The organism is Thermogemmatispora sp., assembly GCF_019683755.1.
GTDB lineage: Bacteria > Chloroflexota > Ktedonobacteria > Ktedonobacterales > Ktedonobacteraceae > Thermogemmatispora.
Genome location: NZ_JADGHT010000301.1, coordinates 1 through 5,822 on the forward strand (window position 1 = coordinate 1; position 5,822 = coordinate 5,822).

General features: G+C 63.4%; 5 protein-coding genes. 4 read left to right on the forward strand and 1 reads right to left on the reverse strand.

The genetic code is table 11. The features are described 5' to 3' along the window. The first annotated feature begins 119 nt into the window (after nucleotides 1–119). The 4 genes from IRZ24_RS15880 (at nucleotide 120) to IRZ24_RS15895 (ending at nucleotide 4,308) form a co-directional block, all read left to right on the forward strand. A complete protein-coding gene (locus IRZ24_RS15880) occupies nucleotides 120–812 on the forward strand; it encodes a sigma-70 family RNA polymerase sigma factor (protein ID WP_297166094.1) in 693 nt (230 codons plus the stop codon). A gap of 95 nt (nucleotides 813–907) precedes the next feature. After that, entirely contained in the window at nucleotides 908–2,149 is a 1,242-nt protein-coding gene (locus IRZ24_RS15885) for a hypothetical protein (RefSeq protein WP_297166097.1), read from the forward strand. Nucleotides 2,150–2,454: 305 nt separating this feature from the next. Beyond that, nucleotides 2,455–3,408, forward strand: coding sequence for an ABC transporter ATP-binding protein (locus tag IRZ24_RS15890; protein ID WP_297166099.1), 954 nt, complete (start codon nucleotides 2,455–2,457; stop codon nucleotides 3,406–3,408). Between the two features lie 39 nt (nucleotides 3,409–3,447). Then, nucleotides 3,448–4,308: an ABC transporter permease subunit gene (locus tag IRZ24_RS15895; protein WP_297166102.1), complete on the forward strand. Its 861-nt coding sequence runs from the start codon at nucleotides 3,448–3,450 to the stop codon at nucleotides 4,306–4,308. Between the two features lie 204 nt (nucleotides 4,309–4,512). On the opposite strand, the gene IRZ24_RS15900 is transcribed toward IRZ24_RS15895, so the two are convergent. Further along, entirely contained in the window at nucleotides 4,513–5,505 is a 993-nt protein-coding gene (locus IRZ24_RS15900) for a sigma-70 family RNA polymerase sigma factor (RefSeq protein WP_297166105.1), read from the reverse strand. Between the last annotated feature and the right edge of the window lie 317 nt (nucleotides 5,506–5,822).

The window sequence follows — 5,822 nt, forward strand, 5'->3', positions numbered from 1 at the left end:
GTAGTGGGGGACGGGAAGCTGTAACAGGAGGGCGGGCTGTGGTGAAAAGAATAGTGTGAGCAGGAGTCGGCTCCTGCTCAGGTTGGAAGGTTCAGGAACGGAAAGGATCGCCAGAACTTATGAAGCGTGAGCCAGCGCACAGCGGGTTTTCGGCGGTCTCCTCGACAGAGGCTGAGCAGTGGCGGCCCGCGGCCCCTTCGGCTGAGGAGGTGGCGCGGGCTACGCTGGAGCGCTTTCTGATCGAGCACACGGAAACGCTGCTGCAGAACCTGCAATTCTATGCCGTGCGCCTGGGCCTGGCCAGGGAGGGTGAGGCCCGGCTGACGGCTCAGGAGCTTTTACAAGAGGTCGCTGTCGAGGCGCTGGCCCATGCCGCGCGCTTCCAGCCGGAACGGCAAGCGCTGGCCTGGCTGCTCGGGATCGGGCTGAATGTGATTCGGCGCCAGAAGGCTGAGCGTGCTCGCCAGGGGCGGCGCGAGTGGTCCGTCACTCGTCTGGCCCAGACCCTGGCGCCAATGGAGGCGCCGGGCGAGTGGGATCTTTTCGATCAGTTGCAGGATAAGAGCGTCGGCGGTCCCGAGGAGCTGGTTGAGGCTCGCGAGGGGGCGCAGGCCCTCCTGGCGCTGGTTGATGAGGATGATCGCGAGCTGCTGCGGCTGGCGCTGGTCGAGGATTGCGAGCGCGAGGCGCTGGCTCGTCAATTGGGGATCAGTCCCGGCGCGGTCCGCGTGCGCCTTCATCGCGCGCTTCAACGCCTGCGTTGTGCCTTTCGCCAGCGCGATGCCTCTCATGGGACCAGGCCAGGCCGGTGAGCCGGCAGGGGGCGCACAGGAGTCAGTCAGACGATGCTCGCTGGAAGACAGCGACCATGAAGAGTGTGAGCAGAGCAGAGAAGGGATCAATGACTATGCAACAGTTTGAAAAAGCACAGATCTCCCAGCAGGAAGAGCGAGGCGCTCTGTTTCTGGGGCGCTATTTGGCGGCTCTGGAGGAGGGCGATGAGGAGGCTTTGATCAGGCTGGCGCAGGAGGCCAGCGCCGACGCCAGCTTGGAGCGTCTGATGCTGGAGGCTAATGCCGCCTGGGCGGCTGAGGAAGGCCTGACGGTGACGGCCGCTGAGGGCGAGGAGGCGCGCCGGCGGCTGCGGCAGGTGCTGGCCAGGACCAGGGAGCAGCCGCGTCCGTCGCTGGCTTCTGGCTCCGAGGAGGGATTACTGGGTACGGCTGGGCCACGGGTCCGCCCGGTCCAGCTTCCGCAGGGGCGCCGCGTGCCTGTACGCCAGGTGCTGCGCCGTTCCTGGATGGCGATCGCGGCGGCGGTGCTGCTGCTGGCGTTGTTGCTGGCTGGTACCAGTACGGGGCTGGCGGCGACCCTGCTGTCGTTCTTTAGTGTGCAGCGCTTCCAGCCGGTGACGGTCAGTCAGCAGGCCGTGCAGTCGGCTCAGCTTCCACGGTTGAGCGATTTGGGCGAGCTGCAGGCCGCTCCTGGTCTGCTGCAGCCGCTGCGCAATCTGACGCGCGCCGAGGCCGAGCGGCTGGCTGGCTTCCCGCTCAGGCTGCCAACGCAATTGCCGGCTGGCTTCAGTGGACGGCAGCCGGTCTTTGATGTGCTGGAAGGCGGCCAGGCGACTTTTACCTTTAGGGCGGCCAAGGCTCGCGCCTATCTGGCACGCAGCGGGCACGCTGAGGTGTCGGTCCCGGCTCAGTTGGATGGGGCGACCTTTGTGATCCATGTGTCGCGCGTGGTGGAGGCCCACTATGTGAGTAGCGGCGGCAAGCTGTTGGCGATCTTGCAGACGCCGTCGCCTACGCTTGAGGCCACCGGGCAGGCGTCGCTGGAGGATTTGCGCGCTTTCTTGCTCTCGCTGCCGGGGTTGCCCGCTTCGCTGGTGCAGCAGTTGCGGCAGATCGATCTGCGCAGTGGGACGGTGCCGATCCCGGTGCTGACTGGGATGACTTCGCAGACGGTGACGGTCCAGGGTCAGACGGGCCTGTTGCTGACCCACCAGCAGCTTGCGTCGTCCAATAAGGTGACGGATCTGCCGGCTGGGGAGGCCGTGCTCTGGCAGGCGCAGGGTCGGGTCTATGTGCTGGCTGAGAGCGGTGGCGATCAGAGTGAGTTGTTAGGGGTGGCCAATAGCTTGCGGTAAGGGGCGAGCGAGGCCGCTGACTGCGCTGCTCTGGCTCTCGGCTGGAGAGCGTCGGCGGCGCCTCGCTGTCGCTCTGGAGGATCTTTCTGTGGTTGCCTTCCTGCCTGCCCTTCTCTGGGGACGGTGCAGCGGCGGATCGGCGGAGGCTGTGCGGGCCTTTGCCCGGCGGCTTCTGGCCGATCTGCTGCTGTCTGGCGGACGGCGAGCGCTTCCGCCGCTGCGGCGGGATGCCTTGACAGCCTGCCTCTCTGCCAGGCAGACTACGACGTAGGTGATCGTTGTTCAGAGAGGAGCACTAAGGGCTGATGAGTGGAGAGCCACAGCCAGAGAGCCGTGAGCCGGTGATTGAGGTCGAGGGGCTGACGAAGCTCTATCATCGCTTGCTGGCCATTGACCATATCAGTTTTGTGACGTATCGCGGCGAGGCCTTCGGCTTTTTGGGACCGAATGGGGCGGGCAAGAGCACGGTGGTCAAGATCTTGACCGGCCTGGTGCAGCCAACCGAAGGGACGGTTCGCTTGCTGGGGCGCCCGCTGGGCGATCGCGAGGTGCGGCGCCGCATCGGCTATCTGCCGGAGTTGCCGACCTTTCACCGCTGGCTGACGGCGGAGGAGTTTCTGCGTTTTCATGGTTCGCTCTATGGGATGAGCGGTTCGTTGCTGCGGGCGCGCATTGAGGAGGTGCTGGCTCTGGTCGGGCTGGCAGGCCGCGAGCGCCAGCGCCTGGGGACGTTCTCGAAGGGAATGCTGCAGCGCATCGGCCTGGCTCAGGCTTTGTTGAATCGTCCGGAGTTGCTGATTATCGATGAGCTGTCGACCGGCCTCGATCCGGTCGGGCAGCATGATTTGCGTAGCCTGTTGCTGGATCTGAAGCGGGCCGGTACGAGTATTTTTATTAATTCCCATCAGCTCCCCGATGTCGAGGCGCTCTGCGATCGGGTGGCGATCATTAATCTGGGGCGCATTGTGAAGGTGGGCGCGCCGGAAGAGTTGTTTGATGAGCCGCTGCTGCTGGAGGTGCGCGCCGAGCCGCTGAGTGAGGCCCTGCTGCAACAGCTCGCCCGGTTGGCTCTGACGGTGGAGCGCGATCCGTACGATCCCTGTCGCGTTCTGTTGCGCTTGCGGCACGAGGAGCAGAGCGCCGAGGTGGCGGAGGCGGTCCAGGCTTGTGGGGCCCGCCTCTATCGCCTGGCGCCGCAGCGGCGCTCGTTGGAGCAGGTCTTTCTGCGCACGATCGAGCTGTCGCGCAGTCTGCAGTAGGTCCGGGAAGATGAGGCAGGAAGGAGGTGCCGCTCTGCTATGCCGGGCTGGGTGGTGATCGCTCGCTTTACGCTCAAGGAGATTGTGCGCCGCCGCATCTTTGTGGCGGTGGTGATTCTGACGCTGTTGCTGTTGGGCCTCTTTACGCTCTTGTTGAGTGCGCTGGTCGAGAATCTGCAGCGGGTCCAGCCCGCTGATTTGTCTTTGCTGTTGCTGGGGGTGGGGGCGCTGATGGCGGTGCTGGCTAGCTGGTCGGTCTATTTGCAGTCCAGTTTGATGACGCTGCTGCTGACGGCGGGGATGCTCTCGGGCGAGATTGAGGCGGGTACGCTGGTGGTGATTGTGCCGAAGCCGCTGCATCGCGTGGAGATCGTCTTTGGGAAGTGGCTGGCTTATGCTCTGGTGTTGGGGGGCTATACGGCCTTGCTGGAGCTGGGCTTTCTGGGGGTGATCTATTGGAAGACGGGCTATTGGCCCGAGGGGGTGGCGCCGGCCCTGGGTCTGTTGGAGCTGGGGATGCTGAGTTTGCTGGCTCTGCTGACGCTGGGCAGCGCCAGTCTGCCAACGCTGGCTAATGGGGCGATGGCGGCTTTGCTCTTTCTGGCGACCCCTATCGCCAGTTTCGCTCAGGTGGTGACGCAGATTACGGGCGAGAGTACGACGGTGGAGCGCATCAGGACGGTCTTTGAGCTGCTGATGCCCGCCGATGCGCTCTGGCATGCGGCTTCGGCGGCCTTGCTCCCGCCAGCCGCTCAGGATCTGATCGGCCTTCATCAGGTGCAGCATCTGCCCATTGTCGGGGCCGAGGCGCTGACGCCGGCGATGGCGCTCTGGGTGGCCCTCTATATCGTGGTGCTGCCTGTGGTGGGCATGCTGCGCTTCGCTCATCGCGATCTGTGAGGATAGGAGTGAGGTGAGAGCAAGGTGGGAGCAAGGTAGGAGCAAGGTGGGAGCAAGGTAGGAGCAAGGTAGGAGCAAGGTGGGAGTAAGGTGGGAGCAAGGGCAAGGGGAACAGCGCCGGCGACGCTCGCGTCCCGGCGCGCGTGTGGGCGCTGTTCCCGCTCGCTCTATGACCAACGCCATGAAGTTGTTGCCTGCTTCCTGTCAGGCAAGGTCGCGCAAAAGATGGGCCTGGATCGGCTGACGTAGGGTGCGTAGTGCCTTGACTTCAATTTGGCGGATGCGTTCGCGCGTCAGTTTGAAGTGCGCGCTTAGCTCCTCCAGGGTGTGACAGTAGCCGTCGGCCAGGCCGTAACGCATCTCGATGACTTGCCGCTCACGTTGGGTGAGCAGTTCCAGGGCGCTGGCGATTTGGTCGCGCAAGGCCCGATGGGTGACGGCCTCCGCTGGAGCGGTGGCGCGTGTGTCTTCCAGGGTGTCGGCCAGGTGATAGGGTTCGTCGTCGGTCAGGGGCGCGTCCAGTGACACGGGGTTCTCGGCCATGCCCTGTAGTTCGACGACGCGCTCTTTGCTGAGTCGGGCGACGCGCGCGATCTCTTCGGCCTCGGGATCACGCCCCAGCTCCTGGTAGAGATGACGCGTGATGCGCTTGATCTTGTAGATCATTTCGACGACGTGTACGGGGATGTGGATGGTGCGCGTGTGTTCGGCGACGGCCCGGCTGATGGCCTGGCGTATCCACCAGGTGGCATAGGTGCTGAAGCGAAAGCCCCGCGAGGGGTCGAATTTTTGGGCCGCGCGAATGAGGCCGAGGTTGCCTTCTTGTACAAGGTCAAGCAGTGAGATGCCTTGTGTGTTGTAGCGCTTGGCTATGCTGACCACTAGCCTCAGGTTGGATTCAACGAGCCGTTGCTGGGCTTCGATGTCCCCTTCGGCTACGCGCCGCGCTAGTTCCATCTCTTCCTCAGCACTTAGGAGCGGGTAGCGCCCTATCTCTCCTAGATATTTGCGGATGGCGTTGTCAAGGGTCTCGTCTTCTTCTTCCTCCTCTAGCTCTTCTTCGTCTCCGGCGACAAGGTCGTCGTCGTCTCGAAAGAGTTCGTCGTCGTCCTGGTAGAAGGCCAGGACCGGGTCATCGTGACATCCGTGCTTCGCTTTGCGCGCGCTCTTCGCTGGTTTTCGCGCTTTGGTTGTCATGGCTGTTTTCCTGACTCCTTTACCTCTCATAACCACTTCCCACTCTTTGGTTGCCGGGGCAAAAAACCCGAAATTTTTTCGGTCTCTTTCCCCCCATCTTTCTTTTTTGCAAGAAATGTGCCAATATAGCCTCAAGGGCATTTATGACGATTTTTTCATGCTTTTGTGCTCAGAATAATGGCCGCTTGCCGTAAATTTTTTCAGGGTGGTGCGGATTTTTCCCCACTTGACCCCGCGCTCTTCGGGGGGGCTGGCGGCGGTTCGGTGTTGCCAGGGAGGCCGGGCTGGGTGCCTGGGCTGGGTGCCCGGGCTGGGGC

Coding starts and splice junctions, on each gene's coding strand:
- IRZ24_RS15890 (WP_297166099.1), top strand. CDS start 2,455: ATGAGTGGAGAGCCACAGCCAGAGAGCCGTGAGCCGGTGATTGAGGTC.
- IRZ24_RS15900 (WP_297166105.1), bottom strand. CDS start 5,505: ATGACAACCAAAGCGCGAAAACCAGCGAAGAGCGCGCGCAAAGCGAAG.
- IRZ24_RS15880 (WP_297166094.1), top strand. CDS start 120: ATGAAGCGTGAGCCAGCGCACAGCGGGTTTTCGGCGGTCTCCTCGACA.
- IRZ24_RS15885 (WP_297166097.1), top strand. CDS start 908: ATGCAACAGTTTGAAAAAGCACAGATCTCCCAGCAGGAAGAGCGAGGC.
- IRZ24_RS15895 (WP_297166102.1), top strand. CDS start 3,448: ATGCCGGGCTGGGTGGTGATCGCTCGCTTTACGCTCAAGGAGATTGTG.